The sequence below is a fragment of the Cupriavidus sp. R6-3 genome (assembly GCF_059772245.1).
Window position 1 is genome coordinate 1 of the sequence record NZ_JCBAJO010000088.1, and the last position, 18,373, is coordinate 18,373.

Sequence of the window (18,373 nt, forward strand, 5' to 3'; positions counted from 1 at the left end):
GTGGCCGCGCAGGCCAGCCGCCGCAGCGAGGCGGACCTGATCGCCAATACGCCGGCCGACGGCCTGATCACCGGCATCGGCGGCATCAACGGCGCGCTGTTTCCGGCCGAGCGCTCGCGCTGCGCGGTGCTCGCCTACGACGCCACCGTGCTGGCCGGCACGCAGGGCAAACGCAATCACACCAAGACCGACCGCATCCTGCAGGTCGCATTGCAGAACCGGCTGCCGACCGTGATCTTTGCCGAGGGCGGCGGCGGCCGGCCCGGCGACGTCGACTTCCCGACCGTGGCCGGCCTGTTCCAGCCGTCGTTCGCCGCCTTCGCCGCGCTCAGCGGCGAGGTGCCGGTGATCGGCATCGCCTCGGGCCGCTGCTTCGCCGGCAACGCGGCGCTGCTCGGCTGCTGCGACCTGATCGTCGCCACGCGCAACGCCAATATCGGCATGGCCGGACCCGCGATGATCGAGGGCGGCGGGCTCGGCGTATTCCGTCCCGAGGACATCGGCCCGGCCGCCGTGCAGCACCACAATGGCGTGGTCGATCTGCTGGTCGACGACGAGGCCGCCGCGGTGGCCGCGGCCAAGCACTATCTTTCGATGTTCCAGGGTGCCGTCGCCGAATGGCAGGCGCCCGATCCGCTGGCGCTGCGGCGCGTGGTGCCGGAGAACCGGCTGCGCGTCTATGACACGCGCGCGGCCATCGCCGGCATCGCCGACGTCGGCAGCGTGCTGGAGCTGCGCAGCGGCTTCGGCACCGGCATCCATACCGCGCTGGCCCGCATCGAGGGCCGGCCGGTCGGCATCCTCGCCAACAACCCGCGGCATCTGGGCGGCGCGATCGATGCCGACGCCGCCGACAAGGCCGCGCGCTTCATGCAGATCTGCAATGCGCACGGCCTGCCGATCGTCTCGCTGATCGACACGCCGGGCTTCATGGTCGGCCCCGAGGTCGAGGCGCGCGCGCAGGTGCGCCACGTCTCGCGGATGTTCGTGATCGGCGCCAAGCTGCGCGTGCCCTTCCTCGCGGTGGTGCTGCGCAAGGGCTATGGCCTGGGCGCGATGGCGATGGCCGCGGGGGGCTTTCGCGCGCCGACCTTCACGCTGTCGTGGCCGACCGGCGAGTTCGGCGGCATGGGCCTCGAGGGCGCGGTGCGGCTGGGCTTTCGCAAGGAGCTCGAGGCGCTGCCCAAAGGACCGGAACGCGACGCGCTGTACCAGAAGCTGGTCGCGCAGATGTACGAACGCGGCCATGCGATCAACGCCGCCGCGGCGCTCGAACTCGATGCGGTGATCGATCCTGCCGCGACGCGGCAGTGGCTGGTGACCGGGCTCGATGCGGGCGCATCGCACCCCAACCGGCCGCTGCGGCAGTACGTCGACGCCTGGTAAGGAAACGTCCCCGCAGCTCTTCCATCGACCCGAACAAGAACGCAACAGGAGACAGCAGATGGACCGCGAGCAGTCGAACCCACCAGCATTGCCCGACGCTTCCGTCGAAGAGGCGCAGTTCTTCGAAGATCTGGAAGCGCGCCACCGCAGGATCTGGCCCGCCGGCCTGCCCACCGCGCCGGTCTATCCGCACGGCGAGGTCGCGCTCGGTGACTACCTGCGCGCGTGGGCGCGCCGGCGCCCCGCGCATCCGGCGCTGATCTACTACGGCACCGAGGTCGGCTACGCCGAGCTCGACGACCTCAGCGAGCGCTGCGCCGCGCTGCTGGCCTCGCACGGCATCGGTGCCGGCGACCGTGTCGCGGTGATGATCGGCAACTGCCCGCAATTCCATGTGGTGTTCTACGGCATCCTGAAACTCGGCGCCGTCTACGTGCCGGTCAACCCGCTGTTCAAGGAAGAAGAGCTGCGCTACGAGCTGAACGACTCGGGCGCCACCGCCATCGTCGTGCTGGACCAACTGGCGGGCATGCTGATGGCGGTGAAAAGCCAGACCCGCATCCGCACCGTCTTCACCACCAGCCAGGGCGAGATGCTGCCGGCGCAGCCGACCGTGCCGCTGCCGCCGGGGCTCGACGCGCCGCCACGGCGCATCGACGGCGCGACCGACCTGATGCCGGCAATCCGCGCCACCGCGCCGATCGCGCTGCCGCCGGTCGATCTCGACGCGCTGGCCGCGCTGAACTACACCGGCGGCACCACCGGCATGCCCAAGGGCTGCATGCACACGCAGCGCGACATGGTCTACACGGCCGCCGCCTCGTACGCGCTGACCGGCGGGGTGGACGCCGCGCGCATGGCCGAGGGCTCCGACGACGTGATGCTGAACTTCCTGCCGATGTTCTGGATCGCCGGCGAGAACCTGGGGCTGATCTATCCGATCTTCAGCGGGGCCACCGTGGTCGTGCTCGCGCGCTGGGACCCGGTCGCCGTGATGGCGGCGATCGACCGCTACCGCGTCAACCGCACCTTCGTCGTGGTCGACAACGCCGTCGAGCTGATGAACCACCCCGAGCTGCCGCGCTACGACCTTCGCTCGCTGCGGCATACGCGCGCGGCCTCGTTCATCCGCAAGATCACGCCGGACATCCGCCGGCGCTGGTTCGAGCTGACCGGCAGCGTGCTGGCCGAGGGCGCCTGGGGCATGACCGAGACGCACACCAGCGACACCTTCACCACGGGCATGCAGGACGACGACATGGACCTGCGCGGGCGTCCCGTGTTCGTCGGCCTGCCGGTGCCCGGCACGCGCATCAAGATCTGCGATTTCGAGACCGGCGCGCTGCTGCCGATCGGCGCGGAAGGCGAGATCGTCGTCAGCACGCCGTCGCTGTTCAAGGGCTACTGGGGACGGCCGGATGTCGACGCCGAGGTGTTTCGCGACGGCTGGTTCCGCACCGGCGATATCGGCGCCTACGACGAGGACGGCTATCTGCACTTCCTCGGCCGCCGCAAGGAGATGCTGAAGGTGCGCGGCATGAGCGTGTTCCCGTCGGAACTGGAGGTGCTGCTGTCGCGCCATCCCGCGGTGCTGGGCTCGGCCGTGGTGGGCCGGCCCGACCCCGAAAAGGGACAGATGCCGGTGGCCTTCATCCGGCTGCGGCCGGAACACGCCGCGACGGTGGACGCCGACACGCTGCACGCCTGGTGCCGCGAGCAGATGGCGGTCTACAAGGTGCCGGAGATCCGCATCGTCGACGAGCTGCCGCTGACCGCGACCGGCAAGGTGCGCAAGCTCGAGCTGCAGGCGCAACTGGAGGCGGAGCAGGGACAGCAATAAGGCGGCCCTGGGCCCGCACCAAGCGCAGGGAGACCACGGGCGCGACGCCGCGCAGGCCTTGCGCGCATAGCGATCGAAAGGGCGCCGCACGAGCGCCCCACGACAACAGGAGACAAACATGAACCCGTCCCGCCGCAAGCTGCTGCAGACGTCGGCCGCGCTCGCCGGCAGCCTGGCCTTGCCCCGCCTGGCGGGTGCGCAGGCGCTCACAACGACTGCTGCTGCCACCGCCGCCAGCGCCACCATCGACGGCCCGATCCGCATCGTGCTGCCCTACCCGCCCGGCGGCTCGACCGATGCGATCACGCGCTTCATCGCCGACCGGCTTGGCGCGGCGCTGAAGCAGACCGTGATCGTCGAGAACCGCCCCGGCGCGGCAGGCATGATCGGCGCCGCGCAGGTGGCCAAGTCGCCCGCCGACGGCCGCACGCTGCTGTTCACCAACACCGCGCTGATCCAGAGCCCCCTGATCCAGCCCAAGCCGCTCTACGACCCGATGACGGACTTCGATCCGCTGTCGCTGGTCGCCGACGCCGCGCAGGTGTTCGTGGCCAATGCCGATCTGCCCGTCAAGTCGCTGCGCGACTACGCGGCCTGGGCCAAGGCGCATCCGGGCTCGGCCTACGGCAGCCTGGGCGTCGGCTCGACCGGGCATCTGTACGGCGAGCTGTTCAAGCGGCGCGCGCAGGTCGAGATCGTGCACGCCGCCTACAAGGGCGATGCGCCGGCGATCGCCGATCTGCTGGCCAAGCAACTGCCGGCCGGCTTCGTTTCCACGGTGGTGGCGCGCACCTATGGCGAGGCGGGCCGCATCAAGGTGCTGGCGACGCTCGGCACCACTCGCGTGCCATCGATGCCCGATGTGCCGACCTTCGCGGAATCGGGGTACCAGGGCTTCGAGGCGATCGGCTGGATCGGCATGCTGGCGCCGCATGGCTGCGCGCGGCCCGTGATCGACCGGCTGTCGGCGGAAATCGCGCGCATCGTGCGTTCGCCCGACGGCTCGCGGATGCTGACCGAGGCCGGCATGCTGCCGCGCGGCACCAGCGCCGACGAGTTCGCGGCGCTGCTCAAGCGCGACCAGAAGGTGTGGCAGGCGCTGGTGCAGCAGACCGGCATCCGCGTCGGATGAGCGCGGCACCGGCAGCGCCGAACGCAGCGACGCCAGGAGCCGGCGGGCGACCCGGCGAGCAGTCCAACAGGAGTCCATTGCCCATGCGCGAGACCTCGACCTCGACGTCGTCCTCCTCCTCGACCTCGTCCCCGATCACCAGCCGGGCCGAATCGAAGGAAGACCGGCATTTCGTCACGGCGCTCGCGCGCGGGCTCGAAGTGCTGGCGTGCTTCCGCTCCAGCGACCGTGCCCTCGGCAATCAGGAGATCGCGCAGCGCTGCCGCCTGCCGAAATCGACGGTGTCGCGCCTGACCGCGACGCTGATCCGACTCGGCTATCTGACCCATTACGAAGGCACCCACAAGTACGCGCTCGGCACCGCCTGCCTGGGGCTGGGCAGCGCGATGCTGTCGCGGCTCGACATCCGCAAGGTGGCGCGGCCGTTGATGCAGGAACTGGCCGACTTCTCCGGCGGCACCGTGTCGCTGGGCGCGCGCGACCGGTTGTCGATGATCTATGTCGAGCACTGCCGCAGCTCGGCGGCGATCTCGCTGACGCTCGATATCGGCTCGCGCATTCCGGTCTCGACCTCGGCGATCGGACGAGCGTGGCTCGCGGTGGCACCCGATGCAGAACGTGAGGCGCTGCTCGAACAGATACGCGAGCTCGACGACGTGGCATGGCCGCGCATCCGCCGGGGCATCGAACAGGGGCTGCAGGACCACGGCACGCTTGGCGTGGCCTGCTCGTTCGGCGACTGGCAGAAGGACGTCAACGGCATCGGCCGCGGCTTCGACCCGGGCAACGGCATGGCGAGGATGGCGCTGAACGTCGGCGGCCCGTCGTACAGCCTGTCGCCCGAATTCCTGCTCAACGAAGTGCGGCCGCGCCTGCTGGAAGTGGTGCGGCAGCTGGAGTCGACCTTCCCGAAATAGCACCGACATGGCATCGCAGTCGCACCGCAATCGCATCGCAGTCGCATCGGCATGGCACCGGCAGGCAGCGGAATCGCAACCGGCTATCGCACGGTCCCGTTCTTCAACAAGAAACGCGCCGTCCCGCTCGGCGCAACAGGAGGCGCAATATGCAACAGCACCCGGCATCGGCTCGCTCGAAGCTGACGATCACGATCGGCGCCCTGGCGTTCGGCGCAATGACGGCCCTGTGGGGCACCGCCCAGGCGGCCCCGGCGACCGGCAGCCTGACGGTGGCCTTCGGCGCGGAGTCCACGACGCTCGATCCCGTGCGCATTTCCGCGGGCGTCGACCATTATTTCGTCGGCCAGATCTTCGAGATGCTGGTGCGCCGCAACGCCTCGCTGCAGGACGAGAACTGGCTGGCCGAAAGCTGGAAGCTCGAGACCGGCAAGGACGGCAAGCCGGTGCTCGACGTGCGGCTGCGCAAGGGCGTCAAGTTCCACAACGGCGATCCGCTGACGGCCGAGGACATGGAGTTTTCCTGGCAACGGCAGCGCGATCCGAAGGGCAGCTTCTTCTCGCACTACGTCTCGTCGGTCGAGCGCTTCGAGATCGTCGACGCGCATCGCTTCAAGCTGCATTTCAAGGAGCCAGACGCGCAGTTCCTGGTCGGCAATCTGCAGCTGTGGGCGATGCCGAAGAAGTACATCCAGAAGGTCGGCGAGGAGGAGTTCGCCAGGAAGCCGGTCGGCACCGGCCCGTGGAAGTTCGTCTCGCGCACCGTCAAGGACGAATTGAAGCTCGAGGCCTTCGACGACTACTGGAACAAGAACAAGCGCCCCGGCGTGAAGACGCTGACGATCAAGGTCATTCCCGAGGACCTGACCCGCGTGGCGGCGTTCAAGACCGGCAAGGTCGACTGGATCGACAACGTACCGCCGTCGATGATCGAGGAGTTCAGGAAGATGCCGGGCGTCAAGACCGCAACGCTGGTCAGCGGCAACAACCTGTTCCTGAACTTCAACACGCAGATGCCGAAGTCGCCGTTCAACGACGTGCGCGTGCGGCAGGCTGCGGCGCATGCGATCGACGTCGACGCGATCATCAAGCGGGTGCTGTTCGGTCAGGGCGAGCGCTATGCGCAGGTCGGCAAGGGCTCGAACGGCTACGATCCGGCGCTCAAGCCGTATGCCTACGATCCGAAGCGCGCGCGCGAACTGCTGAAGCAGGCCGGCTATCCGAACGGCTTCGACACGCCGTGCTACAACCTGACCACGCCGCGCGAACCGGGCGTCAAGGAGGTCGGCGAGGCGATGTACGCGTATCTGAGCTCGGTGGGCATCCGCTGCCAGGTCCGCAATCTCGAGTATGGCGCGTGGATCAGCCTGGGCAAGCGCGGCCGCAGCGGTCCGCCGGAGATGGATGGCGTGCTCAGCTGGATGTGGTCGCAGGGCCTGCCCGGCGATCCGGGGCTGGCCTGGTCTGGCCATCTGCACAGCTATCAGCCCGGCGGCTGGGGCACGTACTCGTACACCAACGATGCCGAGGTCGATGCGCTGATCGAGAAGCAGCGCCAGACCATGGATCCCGCGGCACGTACCGAGCTGCTCAAGCAGATCGCGCGGCTCAAGCACGAGCGCGTGCTCGGCGGCCTGCCGACCTATCGGCCGCTGGTGACCTTCGCCTGGCGCGAGGACAAGGTGCATTACGTGCCGTGGCCGATCCGGGATTACTGGCGAGCGTTCCAGGAGGTGAGCCTGAAGCAGGCGCAGTGATGCGTCGACGCGAGCCGTCATTCGGGCCGATGCGCGAATGACGGCAGTTCGGTTCGTCGGTCCCCACCCCGGTCTCTTACGGAGGCTCGCATGTCCATCGCAAAACGGCTGCTGCACGGCCTGGTCAGCATCCTGGGCGCCAGCGTCATCATCTTCCTGATCTCGCGCCTGTCGGGCGATCCGCTGGCGTTGCTGCTGCCCGCGGACGCGCCGCCCGACGTCATCGAGCAGACGCGCCAGCATCTCGGCCTCGATCAGCCGCTGGTCGCGCAATACCTGAAGTTCCTCGGCCATGCGCTGACCGGCGACTTCGGCAACTCCTACCGCTGGCAGGAGCCGGCGCTCGGCCTGATCCTCGACCGCCTGCCGGCGACCGTCGAACTGGCGCTGGCGGCCCTCGCCTTCTCGATTGCGATGGCGGTACCGTTCGGCGTGCTGTCCGCCGTTCATCGCGGCAGCTGGTTCGATCGCTTCGCCAAGGTCTTCGCGATGGTCGGGCAGGCCATGCCGAACTTCTGGGTGGGGCTGCTGCTGATCCTGTTCTTCGCGGTGCAGCTGAACTGGCTGCCTGCCTTCGGGCGCGAGTCGTGGTCGAGCCTGGTGCTGCCGGCGATCGCGCTGGGCTGGTACCCGGTCGCGGCACAAACCCGCATCGTGCGCTCGGCAATGCTCGATGTGCTCGACAGCGACTACATCCGCATGGGGCGCGCGATGGGCCTGCCCGAACGCGTGCTGGTGTGGAAGTACGCGCTGCGCAATGCGGCCATTCCGCTGGTCACCATCCTCGGCGTCTACTTCGCCGCGATGCTCGGCGGCGCCTTCGTGGTCGAGGTCATCTTCGCCTGGCCCGGCGTCGGCCGCACCGTGGTCGAGGCCGTGTTCGCCCGCGATTTTCCGGTGGTGCAGGCCGGCGTGATGCTGACTTCCGTGCTGTTCGTGCTGTCCAACCTGCTGGTCGACCTGAGCTACAGCCTGATCGACCCGAGGATTCGCCATGGCTGATCTGACTGCTGCGAAAACGGCTTCGGCGGCCGACAGCGCCATCGCCGGCGCGCCCCTGCGCCGGCGCGGCGCGATCGCCTGGGGCACGCTGCCCTGGTTCGCGCTGCTGGTCTTCCCCGTACTGGTCGTCTGCGCGCTCGGCGGCGAACTGCTGCTGCCGCACGATCCCAATGCGCTGGACCTGGGCATCGCCTTCCTGCCGCCGGCCTGGCTCGATGGGGGCAACTGGGCCTATCCGCTGGGCACCGACAACATGGGCCGCGACCTGCTGACGCGCATCATGGCGGGCACCCGGATCTCGCTGGTGGTGGCGCTGTACGCGATCCTGATCTCGGGCGGCATCGGCACGGCGGCCGGCATGCTGGCCGGATACTTCGGCGGCCGGCTCGATGCGCTGATCATGCGGCTGGTCGAGATCCAGATGTCGATTCCCTCGCTGGCGCTCGCGCTGGTGCTGGCCGCGGTGCTCGGCCCGGGCTTCGAGACCGTGGTGCTGGTGATCGTGATCACCTACTGGACCTGGTATGCGCGCATCGTGCGCGGCGAGGTGATGTCGCTGAAGCAGCGCGATTACGTCGCGCTGGCGCGGGTGGCCGGCTGCGGCACGCCGACCATCTTCCGCCGCCACCTGCTGCCGAACCTGCTGAACACGCTGCTGGTGCTCGCCACGCTGCAGGTCGGGCAGGTGATCATCTTCGAGGCCTCGCTGAGCTTTCTCGGCCTCGGCATCCAGCAGCCCGACGTGTCGTGGGGCCTGATGCTGGCCGACGCGCGCAACTACATCACCAACGCCTGGTGGGCGATCACGATGCCGGGGCTCGCCATCATGGCGACCTGCCTTGCCTCGAACCTGCTGGGCGACTGGCTGCGCGACCGCTTCGATCCCAAGAGGAGGCAGCTATGAGCCATGCCGACACCGCGACCGCGCGTGCTTCGACGGACGCCGTAAGGGGCGCGCCGATGCTTGACGTGCGCAATCTGACCACGCACCTGACGCTGCGCCGCGGGGTGGTACGCGCCGTCGACGGCGTCGACCTGCATGTGCACGAAGGCGAGACGCTTGGCGTGGTCGGCGAGTCGGGCTCCGGCAAGTCGATGACGATCCTGTCGATCCTGCGGCTGCTGCCGCGGCAGACCGGCGCACGCATCGGCGGCAGCATCGTGCTGGACGGCCAGGACCTGCTGCAGGTCTCCGAGAAGACCATGAGCGAGGTCTATCGCGGCCGCAAGATCGCGATGATCTCGCAGGACCCGCTGACCTCGCTCAATCCGGTCTTCACCATCGGCGACCAGGTCGGCGCGCCGCTGCGCCACCACGGCATCGCCCGCGGCGAGGCGGCGCGGCGGCGCGTGGTCGAGGTGCTCGACAGCGTGCGCATCCCGTCCCCCGACGCGCGGCTGAACGACTATCCGCACCAGTTCAGCGGCGGCATGCGGCAGCGTGTGGTGACCGGCATGGCGATCGCCAGTGCGCCGCGGCTGCTGGTGGCCGACGAGCCGACCTCGGCGCTCGACGTGACCATCCAGGTCCAGATGATGGCGCTGTTTCGCAAGATCCAGGCGCAGACCGGCGTCGGCATCATCCTGATCACGCACGACCTCGGCGTGGCCGCCAGCATCTGCCACCGTGTCGCGGTGATGTACGCGGGCCGCATCGTCGAGACCGCCGATGTGCGCACGCTGTACAAGCGGCCCGCCCATCCGTACACGCAGGCGCTGCTGAACTCGATTCCGCATTTCGGCCAGAAGAAGGAGCGGCTGTTCGCCATCCAGGGCAGCCCGCCGAGCCTGATCGATCCGCCGGCCGGCTGCCGCTTCGCCGCGCGCTGTCCGCATCGCAAGCCGCTGTGCGACGACGCGTATCCGCCCGAGGTCGAGCTCGAATCGGGCCATCGCGTCGCGTGCTGGCTGGCGAGCGGCACGTAGGGGCGAAGGTCGAAGTCGAAGGTCGAAGTCGAAGTCGAAGTCGAAGTCGAAGTCGAAGTCGAAGGTCGAAGGTCGAAGGTCGAAGGTCGAAGGTCGAACGCCGAACGTCCGAACGCAGAACGCCGAATGTCCGGACCGGACCTTGCTCCCGGAACATCGCAGCCAGCGCAGGAGTGCCCATGTTGCTCGAAGTGCAGGACCTGAAGAAACACTTCCCCGTGCGCGGCGGCGGCGCCGTGCGCGCCGTCGATGGGGTCAGCTTTGCCGTCGACGCCGGCCAGACCTTCGCGCTCGTCGGCGAGTCGGGCTGTGGCAAGACCACCATCGCGAAGCTGCTGCTCCTGCTGGAAAAGCCCACCGGCGGCGCGATCCGCTTCGATGGCCGGGACGTGCTCACGCTAAACCGCAAGGCGGTGCAAGGCTATCGGCGGCAGGTGCAGGCGGTGTTCCAGGATCCGTCGTCGTCGCTCAATCCCCGCCTGAAGGTGCGGATGCTGCTGGCCGAGCCACTGCTGGCGCATGGCCTCGGCGGCGATCGCGCGGCGCTGCAGCGCCGGCTGCTCGAACTGCTGGAGATCGTCGGCCTGCCGCCCGGCGCGCTCGAACTCTATCCCCACGAGTTCAGCGGCGGCCAGCGCCAGCGCATCGCGGTGGCGCGCGCGCTGGCGCTGCAGCCCAGGCTGATCGTGCTCGATGAACCGACCTCCGCGCTGGACGTGTCGATCCGCGCGCAGATCGTCAACCTGCTGGCCGATATCCAGCGCAGCTTTGGCCTGGCCTATGTGGTGATCGCCCACGATCTCGCGCTGGTCGAGCACTTCAGCAGTGCGGTCGGCGTGATGTATCTTGGCGCGATGGCCGAGAGCGGCCCCAGCGAGGCGGTGTTCGGCGCGCCGCGCCATCCGTACACGCAGGCGCTGCTCGGTTCCGCACCGCGTCCCGATCCGGATCATCAGCCGACCGAGGGTCTGATCGTCGGCGAGATCGGCTCGGCGCTGGCGCCGCCCTCCGGTTGCCGCTTCCATCCGCGCTGCCCGCATGCGATGCCGGTATGCACGCAGCAGGCGCCGGCGATGCGGGCGATGCGGGCGATGGGCGCGGTGGGCGCGGTGGGTGCGGTGGGTGCGGTGGGTGCGGTGGGTGCGGTCGGTGGCCGCGATGCGGGACTGGCCCATCTCGCCGCCTGTCATCTGCTCGACGGCGGCCGTGCAACGGTAAGCGCGGAGCTTGTGAACGACGTCGCGACGATTCCGTGATTCCGTGATTCCGTGGTGCCGTGATTCCGTGGTGCCGTGGTGCCGTGGTGCCGTGGTGCCGTGGTGCCGTGGTGCCGTGGCCGGCGTAACGAGCGGGTCAAAAAAAAGCCAGCCGACAGGCTGGCCAAGAACCAAGGAGACACACAAACGCGCATAAACGTCGCGCGCAAAACGGAACAAGCACTACAAGGTACTGCGGAACTCGCTGCGGACTGGCGTCAAGGGATGGTCCGCGTCGCCAACCGGATTGGCGTCAACCTACGAAGGCCTGGCGGCAGCGCAGCGCCATCACCTGCGCCTCGAAGGCGCGTGCCGCGAGTTCGGCAAGGTGGGCGGTGCGGCGGCGCCGCGAAGGCGTGTCGGACTGCGCGGCGTTGGTGGCCTTTGCGGCCTTCCTGCTGTTGGCGGTGTTCGCGGTGTTCGTGGTCTTGCTGCTTTCCGCGTCCTCGTTCAAGTGCCAGGCGGCGCGGGTGACGGACAGAATCCGGGCAAATGCCCGGGCATGCTCGACAGGCATGCCGACAAGGGCCGGGGCCATGATTGCTTACCTCTGAGTTGTTCGGTACGGCGTGACAAATCAATATCAACCGTAACTGAACGATACACAGGGGTCCGGCTGCTCCTTATCAAGCGTGCGCCGAAAGCAATGTGGGTCTAGTCCTACAAAAAACGTGGCCCGGAAATTTGGCGGAAAACCACCCTCGCAATCAGGTCGTACTTGGGCTCCAGAACGCCTGCCGCACCGCCGGCAGCGCCGCCAGCCGCTGCACCAGACGGTCCAGCGCATCGCCATCGAAGGAGCTCGCCACCAGCGTCGCCTCGATCTCGACCTCGTCGTGCCCGAACGGCTGGATGTCGAGATCGTGTACCGGGTAACCGCCGCGCTCCAGCGCCTCCTCCAATTGCGCCATCACCGCCTTCTGCTGGCCGCGCTCGGCGATCACGTGGACCGTGCCGGTGACCTCGACCGATTCCACGTCGAGCGGCTTGCGATTGATCGCATCGACGATGGGCCGCAGCAGCGTGTTGGCCGCCAGCACGAACACCGTCGCCAGCATCGCCTCGAGAATCAGATCGGCGCCGGCCGCCGCACCGACGCCGGCCGAGCCCCACAGCGTCGCCGCGGTATTGAGCCCGCGCACATTGCCCTCCTCCCGCATGATCACGCCCGCGCCGAGAAAGCCGACGCCGGACACGACATAGGCCATCACATGCACCGCGCCATCGTGCCCGTGCAGCCGGTTGGCGACGTCGACAAACACCGCGGCGCCGACCGCGACCAGCACATTGGTCCGCAGCCCCGCGGTGCGCTGCCGGTACTGCCGCTCGAAACCGATCGCACCGCCGAAGACGAATGCGGCCGTCAGACTGACCAGCGTATCCAGCAGCGAGGAGAGATTGACGTTGTGGAAGGCTTCCATGCGGGCTCCTGACGCGATGTGACCGCCAGCGCAGGGCGCCATCTTGCGATCGCCATGCGCACCGATATCGAGGAGAGGATGCGTCGGTTACGAAGAGCCGGCGCGGCCCGCCTCGCCCAGAATCCATTCGCGAAACGCGGCAATCTTCGCGCGTGCGTGGCTTTCCTCGGGGTAGACCAGGTAATACGCAAAGGCATCGAGCAGCGTGACGTCGGCGAGCCGGACCAGCGAGCCGTCGGCCAGTTCGCGCGACACCATCGCGGCCGGCAGCAGGCCGGCGCCCTGCCCGGCCATCACCGCCTTCCACAGCAGGCTCGAATCGTCGAACGACGGTCCGCGCGGGCGCTCGATCTCGTCGATGCCCTGCGCCTGGAACCACAGATGCCAGCCCTTGCGCTCGGTGTCGTGGACCTGCGGCCAACGCAGCAGATCGGCGGGCGTGGCCGGCATGCCGAGCTTGCGCACCAGCGCCGGCGCGGCCACCGGCACGATCTCCACGGCGAGGATCCGCTCGCTGTGCAGGCCGGGATATTGGCCCAGACCGTGCCGGACCGCGACGTGCACGCCGTCGCGGGTGAAGTCGGCCAGCGCGGTGGTGGTGATCACGTGCAGGTCGATGTCCGGATGCGCCTGCTGGAACGACTGCAGGCGCGGCACCAGCCACGCGGCCGCAAAAAAAGGCGTGACGCTGACGTTCAGCAGGCCGGTGTCGGCGGGCGCCGCGATGCGGCCCGTCGCCTCCTTGATCTGCCGGAAGGCGTTGCGCACCGGCGGTAGATAGGCCCGCCCCGCTTCGGTCAGGTAGATGCCGCGGTTCACGCGCTGGAACAGCTTGACGCCCAGGTGCGACTCCAATGCCTTGACCATCTGGCTGACCGCGCCGGCCGTCACGCACAGCTCCTCGGCGGCGTGCTTGACCGACAGATGCCGGGCCGCGGCCTCGAAGGCCCGCAAGGCATTGAGCGGCGGCAGCTTGTGGTTTGACATTAGATTTTCTAAGGCAAAAAGCGTACGAATTCTGGTTTGCGGGCGTGCAGCAGAAAAGTTAAGTTTGGGTAGTTATCTGGCCACGTCAGCGCAGCATCGGGTACGGTCTGGCGCAGGGCCGGTTCAATTTTACTTAACCTTCGATGGCATCCGATAAAAACATGGCGACCGCCTGGCATCTGCTTTCCATCGCCGAACTCGCCCCACAAATCCGGCGGCGCGAGGTCTCGCCGACCACCGTGGTCCGCGTGCAACTCGATCGGATCGCTGCGCTCGACGGCACGCTGCACAGCTACGCAGTGGTCATGGCCGACGCGGCGATGGCCCAGGCGGAAGCTGCGGAGGCCGAAATCGCCGCCGGCCGGTATCGCGGCCCGCTGCATGGCGTGCCGATCGGTATCAAGGACCTGTGCTGGACCGAGGGCGTGCCGACCGCCGCCGGCATGGCGATCCATCGCAACTTCCGCCCCGACCGGGATGCCACCGTGGTCCGCCGGCTCAGGGACGCGGGCGCGGTGCTGCTGGGGAAGCTGCAACTGACCGAAGGCGCGTATTCGGACCATCACCCCTCGGTGACCGCGCCGGTGAACCCCTGGCACGCCGACTACTGGCCCGGCATCTCGTCCAGCGGCGCCGGCGTGGCCACGGCGGCCGGCCTTTGCCATGGCGCCATCGCGTCGGACACCGGCGGCTCGATCCGCTGGCCATCTGCCGCCAATGGCGTGACGGGGCTGAAGCCGACCTGGGGCCGGGTCAGCCGGCATGGCGTGTTCGCACTGGCGCCGTCGCTGGATCATGTCGGCACCATGGCGCGCAGCGCGGCGGATGCCGGTCTGCTGCTGCAGGCCATCGCCGGCGTGGATCCGGAGGACCCGACCGCGCTGCACGACCCGGTGCCCGACTGCCTCGGCGGGATCGCGACGGACCTGCGCGGCGTACGCATCGGCATCGATGCGGACTGGAACGGCGACGGGGTCGATGCCGAAGTCGGGGCCGTCGTCGGCGCGGCCGCCGAGGTATTGCAAGCGCTCGGCGCGTCCCTGGTCGATGTCCGCGTTCCCGACGCGGTGCGCGCCGGCAGCGGACTGACCGACGACTGGGCCGCCAACTGCGCGGTCGAGGCGGCCGTCGCGCATGCCGCCACCTACCCCGCGCGCCGGGATGAATACGGGGCGGTGCTGGCCTCGGTCATCGAAGCCGGACGCGCGCTGTCCGGCATCGACTATCAACGGATCCTGCTGCGCCGTGCGCAATTGCGCGGCCGCATGGTCGCGCTGCTGCGAACCGTCGACCTGCTGCTGACGCCGGTGCATCCGTATGCGCCGCTGTCGCTGGCCGCGGTACGCACGCTTGGCGAACAGCCGGCGCTGATCGCCGGGCTGCAACGGTACACTTGTCCCTTCAACCTGACCGGCCATCCGACCCTGACGCTGCCAGGCGGTTTGTCGCGGCAAGGGCTGCCGATCGGCTTTCAACTCGTCGCCCCGCATCTGGGCGAAGCGATGCTGGTACGCGCGGGCGCCGCCTTCCAGGGCGCCACCGGCTGGCATCGCCAACATCCGGTGAACTGACATGACGACACTGGTGTTCAAGCAGCGCGTGTTCTACGGCTGGTGGGTGGTGGCGGCCGCGTTCGCGGTGACCTTCGTCGGCTTCGGCAGCGCCTATACGTTCAGCGCGTTCATCGAGCCCTTGCAGCGCGAGTTCGGCGCGTCGCGCGGCGCGGTGTCGCTGGTGTTCTCGCTGGCGGGCTTCCTGTATTTCGCGCTGGGCATCGTCAGCGGGCCGCTGGCCGATCGCTGGGGTGCGCGCCGCCTTTGCATCGCGGGGATGCTGCTGGTCGGCGCGGGCCTGGCGCTGGCGAGCGTCGCGCGCAATATCGTCGAGGTCTATGCGGCCTATGGGCTCGGCGTGGGACTGGGCGTCGGTCTGGCGTATGTGCCGGCGGTGGGCGCGGTGCAGCGCTGGTTCGTCAAGCGCCGCGGCCTCGCTTCGGGGCTCGCGGTCAGCGGCATCGGCGTCGGCACGCTGGCGATGCCCCCGCTGGCCGCGCTGCTGATCGACGGCATGGGCTGGCGCGACGCCTATCTGACGCTGGGCGTGCTGGCCGCGGTGCTGGGCGTGGGCGCCTCGCTGCTGCTGGAGAACGATCCGCGCGAGCGTGGCCTGGCAGCGGACGGCGAGCCGTTGCCGGCCCATGCCCACGCCGCGCCGCCGTCGGGTGATCTATCGGTGCGCGACGCGGTACGGACGCGCCAGTTCATCAGCCTCTATGCGGCCTGCCTGATCGCCTCTTTCGGCGTGTTCGTGCCTTTCGTCCATCTGGTGCCGCACGCGCAGGACCTCGGCATTGCGCAGGGCTCGGCGGTGCTGCTGCTGGGCGTGATCGGCATCGGCAGCACGGCCGGGCGCTTCTTCCTCGGCAGCCTGGCCGACCGCATGGGCCGCCAGCGCTTCCTGCTGTGCACGGTGATCGCGCTGGCGTTCACGCTGGTGATCTGGGCCGTCGCCACCGGCTTCTGGATGCTGGCCCTGTTCGCCTTCCTGTTCGGCGCCTGCTACGGCGGCTGGGTCGCGGTGCTGCCGGCGGTGGTGATGGACCTGTTCGGCGGCCGCAATGTCGGCGGCATCATCGGCGTGCTGTACACCAGCGTGGCCTTCGGCACGCTGATCGGCCCGAGCGCGGCCGGTTATGCGTTCGACGCCAGCCGCAGCTATACGTTGCCGATTCTGGCGGCGGTGGCGGCGAATCTGATTGCGGGGGCAATTCTGATGGTGGCGGCGCGGGGGACGAAGCGGGGCTCGGCACAGGGCTGATGCCAAACCATCAGCCTACCCATCGTCAGCCTACCCATCGTCAGCCCACCAACGCGTCAGTCCACCAACCCAAGGGGCTGCGCTATTTGCCGATGCAGAACCGCGTGAAGATCGTCCCCAGCAGATCGTCGCTGGTGAACTCGCCGGTGATGCTGTTCAGGTGTTCCTGCGCCAGCCGCAACTCCTCGGCGAACAGGTCCAGCGCCTTGTCCTGCTGATCGGCGCGTTCGGCGGCGAGGTCCAGATGCGACTGGGCGCTGCGCAGCGCGTTCAGATGGCGCTCGCGCGCGAGGAAGGCGCCCTCGTTGCCGGCCTGCCAGCCGATCACGCGCAGCAGCTCGTGGCGAAGCAGGTCGATGCCGGCGCCGGTGCGCGCCGAGATCCAGATTTCGGTGGGGTTGGGGCCGTTGGCGACTACCACGTGGGGACGGTTGCCGCCGAAGGTGATGGCGCCGACCGCAGGCGCGAGGTCGATCTTGTTGACGACGCGCAGGATCGGCGCGCCGGGCGGCAGATGGCCCGACAGGCGGTCGTCGATCGCGTCGTCGATCTCAGACAGGCCGTGCTGCAGATAGTCGGTGGCGTCGATCAGATGCAGCACCACGTCCGCGCGGCCGATTGCTTCCCAAGTGCGCTCGATGCCGATGCGTTCGACCTCGTCGACCGCATCCTCGCGCAGGCCTGCGGTATCGATGATATGCAGCGGGATCCCTTCGATCTGGATGGTCTCGCGCACGCGATCGCGCGTGGTGCCGGCGATCGGCGTGACGATGGCGAGCTCCGCGCCGGCCAGCGCGTTGAGCAGCGAGGACTTGCCGACGTTGGGCTGGCCCGCCAGCACCACCGACAGGCCCTCCCGCAGCAGCGAACCCTGCCGCGCCTGCGCCAGCACGCCGCCCAGCGCGGTACGAATGGTATCGAGCTGGCCGCGCGCATCGGAGGCCTCGAGGAAGTCGATCTCTTCCTCCGGGAAGTCCAGCGTGGCCTCGACCAGCATGCGCAGATGGATCACCTGCTCGACCAGCGCGCGAATCGCCTCGGAGAACGCGCCTTCCATCGAGCGCGCCGCCGAGCGCGCGGCCGCCTCGGTGCTGGCCTCGATCAGGTCGGCGACGGCCTCGGCCTGGGCCAGATCGAGCTTGTCGTTCAGGAAGGCGCGGCGGGTGAATTCGCCGGGTTCGGCCAGGCGCAGGCCGACTTCGCGGCCGGCCTGCAGGCAACGCGTCAGCAGCATCTGCATCACCACCGGACCGCCGTGGCCCTGCAGCTCGAGCACGTCCTCGCCGGTGTACGAATGCGGGCCGGGGAAGAACAGCGCGATGCCGTGGTCGATCACCTCGCCCTTGCCGTCGAGGAAGGGCAGATAGGTGGCGCGGCGCGGCGTCAGCGGCTGGCCGCAGATCGCGCGGGCGATCGTGCCGGCTTCGGGTCCGGACACGCGGACCACGCCGATGCCGCCCCGTCCGGGCGCGGTGGCGATGGCGGCGATCGTGTCGATGCTGGGCTGGGCGGTCATAGGGCGGTATTGTCGCAGATCAACGCGGCGCCGGCGTCACTGGTTGGGCGGGCTTCGGGCGGGCGGGCTTCGGTTGGGCCGCCTTCGGTTGGGCCGCCTTCGGTTGGGCCGCCTTCGGTTGGGCCGCCTTCGGTTGGGCGATCTTCGGTTGGGCGATCTTCGGTTGGGCGATCTTCGGTTGGGCGATCTTCGGTTGGGCCACCGGTTGAGGGGCCATCGGTTGCGTGGCGATCGGTGGCGAGCCGGTTCGTGTCATCCCCATCTCGGCCGGCTCGAACGAATCCTCCGCGCGCGGGCCGGACAGCAGCGCAGACAGCAGGCTGCGGGCGCTGGCGGCATCCGTCTGCGCGCCGAGCCTGGCCTGACGGGCGACCAGCTTGCGATGAACGCGTCCGGTGTAGCGCCCGGGCAGCACC

The 18,373-nt window shown here is 68.9% G+C and carries 15 protein-coding genes and 1 pseudogene; 11 read left to right on the forward strand and 5 right to left on the reverse strand.

Annotated elements, in window-relative coordinates:
• The 9 genes from AC6EI8_RS14775 to AC6EI8_RS14815 all read left to right on the forward strand — a co-directional run.
• A partial coding sequence (locus AC6EI8_RS14775; RefSeq protein WP_498382258.1) for an acyl-CoA carboxylase subunit beta occupies positions 1–1,386 on the forward strand: 1,386 nt, incomplete at its 5' end.
• A 58-nt stretch (positions 1,387–1,444) separates the two neighbouring features.
• Complete coding sequence (locus tag AC6EI8_RS14780; protein ID WP_498382259.1) at positions 1,445–3,226, forward strand: AMP-binding protein; 1,782 nt, start codon at positions 1,445–1,447, stop codon at positions 3,224–3,226.
• A gap of 118 nt (positions 3,227–3,344) precedes the next feature.
• Complete coding sequence (locus tag AC6EI8_RS14785) at positions 3,345–4,358, forward strand: Bug family tripartite tricarboxylate transporter substrate binding protein (RefSeq protein ID WP_226107924.1); 1,014 nt, start codon at positions 3,345–3,347, stop codon at positions 4,356–4,358.
• An 83-nt stretch (positions 4,359–4,441) separates the two neighbouring features.
• A complete protein-coding gene (locus tag AC6EI8_RS14790; protein WP_498382260.1) occupies positions 4,442–5,275 on the forward strand; it encodes an IclR family transcriptional regulator in 834 nt (277 codons plus the stop codon).
• Positions 5,276–5,424: 149 nt separating this feature from the next.
• A complete protein-coding gene (locus AC6EI8_RS14795) occupies positions 5,425–7,032 on the forward strand; it encodes an ABC transporter substrate-binding protein (RefSeq protein WP_498382261.1) in 1,608 nt (535 codons plus the stop codon).
• A 90-nt stretch (positions 7,033–7,122) separates the two neighbouring features.
• The gene (locus tag AC6EI8_RS14800; protein ID WP_226107918.1) at positions 7,123–8,034 is read left to right on the forward strand and encodes an ABC transporter permease; all 912 of its coding nucleotides are present in this window, start codon (positions 7,123–7,125) and stop codon (positions 8,032–8,034) included.
• Complete coding sequence (locus tag AC6EI8_RS14805) at positions 8,027–8,938, forward strand: ABC transporter permease (RefSeq protein ID WP_498382262.1); 912 nt, start codon at positions 8,027–8,029, stop codon at positions 8,936–8,938. The genes AC6EI8_RS14800 and AC6EI8_RS14805 overlap by 8 nt, the downstream gene beginning before the upstream one ends.
• A complete protein-coding gene (locus AC6EI8_RS14810; RefSeq protein WP_149317355.1) occupies positions 8,935–9,960 on the forward strand; it encodes an ABC transporter ATP-binding protein in 1,026 nt (341 codons plus the stop codon). Before AC6EI8_RS14805 ends, AC6EI8_RS14810 begins: the two co-directional genes overlap by 4 nt.
• 179 nt (positions 9,961–10,139) lie before the next feature.
• Entirely contained in the window at positions 10,140–11,216 is a 1,077-nt protein-coding gene (locus AC6EI8_RS14815) for an ABC transporter ATP-binding protein (protein WP_498382263.1), read from the forward strand.
• A 253-nt stretch (positions 11,217–11,469) separates the two neighbouring features.
• On the opposite strand, the gene AC6EI8_RS14820 is transcribed toward AC6EI8_RS14815, so the two are convergent.
• From AC6EI8_RS14820 to gcvA, 3 genes are all read right to left on the reverse strand, one after another.
• The gene (locus AC6EI8_RS14820; protein WP_150083230.1) at positions 11,470–11,754 is read right to left on the reverse strand and encodes a hypothetical protein; all 285 of its coding nucleotides are present in this window, start codon (positions 11,752–11,754) and stop codon (positions 11,470–11,472) included.
• A gap of 169 nt (positions 11,755–11,923) precedes the next feature.
• Positions 11,924–12,637 carry an MgtC/SapB family protein gene (locus AC6EI8_RS14825; RefSeq protein WP_226107910.1) on the reverse strand — a complete coding sequence of 238 codons (714 nt, stop codon included), beginning with the start codon at positions 12,635–12,637 and terminating at the stop codon, positions 11,924–11,926.
• Between the two features lie 87 nt (positions 12,638–12,724).
• Positions 12,725–13,624, reverse strand: a complete 900-nt coding sequence (gene gcvA / locus AC6EI8_RS14830) for a transcriptional regulator GcvA (RefSeq protein WP_150083229.1) — start codon at positions 13,622–13,624, stop codon at positions 12,725–12,727.
• A gap of 161 nt (positions 13,625–13,785) precedes the next feature.
• Here gcvA and AC6EI8_RS14835 point away from each other — a divergent pair, with 161 nt between their 5' ends.
• A complete protein-coding gene (locus AC6EI8_RS14835) occupies positions 13,786–15,195 on the forward strand; it encodes an amidase (RefSeq protein WP_498382264.1) in 1,410 nt (469 codons plus the stop codon).
• A 1-nt stretch (position 15,196) separates the two neighbouring features.
• Positions 15,197–16,441 (forward strand): MFS transporter, encoded by a 1,245-nt coding sequence (locus tag AC6EI8_RS14840; protein WP_498382265.1) that lies wholly within the window; start codon positions 15,197–15,199, stop codon positions 16,439–16,441.
• Between the two features lie 82 nt (positions 16,442–16,523).
• On the opposite strand, the gene mnmE is transcribed toward AC6EI8_RS14840, so the two are convergent.
• On the reverse strand, positions 16,524–17,957 hold the full coding sequence (gene mnmE, locus AC6EI8_RS14845; protein ID WP_150083226.1) for a tRNA uridine-5-carboxymethylaminomethyl(34) synthesis GTPase MnmE: 1,434 nt from the start codon (positions 17,955–17,957) through the stop codon (positions 16,524–16,526).
• 19 nt (positions 17,958–17,976) lie between these two features.
• Positions 17,977–18,373 (reverse strand): annotated as a pseudogene (locus AC6EI8_RS14850) (hypothetical protein); the annotation flags it as partial.